Below are 1,497 nucleotides of genomic sequence, written 5' to 3'. Positions count from 1 at the left end.
CACACAATTTGGCACGTCTATTCAACGAACTCCATTTCGGTCGTCATTATAATTTGGATTTATATGCAGATTGATTGGTGATGTCCTCAAATACTTGACTTCCAATAATATAGTATCCATGAAGCGCGGCCTCTTTTGAAGCGTCTACCATACGGAAAGAAACAATTTCACCTTGCATTTTTTCAATTTGTTTTTTGTGGAGATCTACTACTCCTCCTGTCCAAATAATAGGATCATACTGGTCTAACTTAAATTGTTCTTGTAATACACGCATGATGTCTTGGAAATGTGTATCCAACTCTTTTTGAATTAAAATATCCACCTGACTTGTCTCATAATTTTCTTCTTTATCTCCATATCCTTTTTCTAATATTTTTGGCATGTCATTAATATGCAATTGATTACTTTCACCCGCATGATTCTGCAGGATATTCTTAATATTTTTCAAAGGCTTGCTACATCCTAGTTCCGTCTCATAATGATTTAAAATGACATTCTGTTTCATATCTGTCATTTCTAATGTACGAAATCCACCATCAATAATTAAGATGCGATCTTGTTCCTGAATGATTCCCTCTTTTAAGAAATAGGCATGTAAAGCGATCGGTTGCTGAAGAATCAAAGCATTTTCAACCGTAATATTAATAAATTTCCCATCAATTTGTACGGAAGTTTCTTTTTTTAGTGCACGTTGTAATTGCTCATGCTGACTACCAAAACAAGTGACTGGAAGCCCGGTAACAACTAAAGGTAACACGACATTTTCTTTATAATCCTTTGCAATGCAACCAAATATTTGTTGTTTAAACTCTTCGCTTTCATAATAATTTTCTATTTCTTCGTCAAATGGAGGAAGAAATGAAGCGTCAGATTGATGTGCTTCATTTCCCATGTAGTATGCAAAGTCTAAGTCTATAAAACTTACCTTTGTTAAATCTTCACTTTCAGCATGATTAGGTACAGGAGCTAGTGTGGCAGCTTCACTCTTAATCGTCACCTCAGAATCTACATCCTGTCGATATGCCCGCTTAGTAAAACCAATTCCTACATCAATTGCATACAGAGATTTCATACTTTTTTCCTCACTTTCTCTTTTTAGAATTAAATCTAAGCACTCTCTTCTTTCCCTTCTTTCACATATTTCTTTTCATTTTCCATTTTTTCTCCGTCTAGGTTCTTACTATTTTGTTTTATTTCATTATCCTTTTCATCTTTTTTCTTTTTGTTATTTTCGTTTTCTGTTAAATCTTTAATAGTAGAAATGACAACCGGTGTGGCTGTAAGCAGTTGTGGTAATGTTTGTTTTGCAACATTAGCTGCAGTTACAGAGAATTGTTTACTTGTCTCGGTTACCTTCTCTAATGTTTCCTTTATGTTTCCTTCTTGTAGTTTGTCTTTTACGCTTTTTCCTTTTGTTTGTATAGCTTTCCGATTTTCTTTTTTTAACAGAGATACTATGACTCCGGTCGTAATCCCAATCACAGCATATTTAAATAT

General features: G+C 33.9%; 2 protein-coding genes. Both read right to left on the bottom strand.

The annotated features are described in order from the left end of the window. Nucleotides 1-46: 46 nt before the first annotated feature. Entirely contained in the window at nucleotides 47-1,072 is a 1,026-nt protein-coding gene (locus tag ACQGS6_RS28295) for a ParM/StbA family protein (RefSeq protein WP_426966019.1), read from the bottom strand. Nucleotides 1,073-1,107: 35 nt separating this feature from the next. Then, nucleotides 1,108-1,497 (bottom strand): peptidase U61 (locus ACQGS6_RS28290; protein WP_426966018.1); only part of this gene is annotated, 390 nt, incomplete at its 5' end.

This window comes from Bacillus sp. GMs2/2 (assembly GCF_050172095.1).
Lineage (GTDB): Bacteria > Bacillota > Bacilli > Bacillales > Bacillaceae_G > Bacillus_A > Bacillus_A cereus.
Note: the sequence above shows the minus strand (reverse complement) of the source record. Positions and strands in the feature narration are given on the sequence as shown.

Coding starts and splice junctions, on each gene's coding strand:
- ACQGS6_RS28295 (WP_426966019.1), bottom strand. CDS start 1,072: ATGAAATCTCTGTATGCAATTGATGTAGGAATTGGTTTTACTAAGCGG.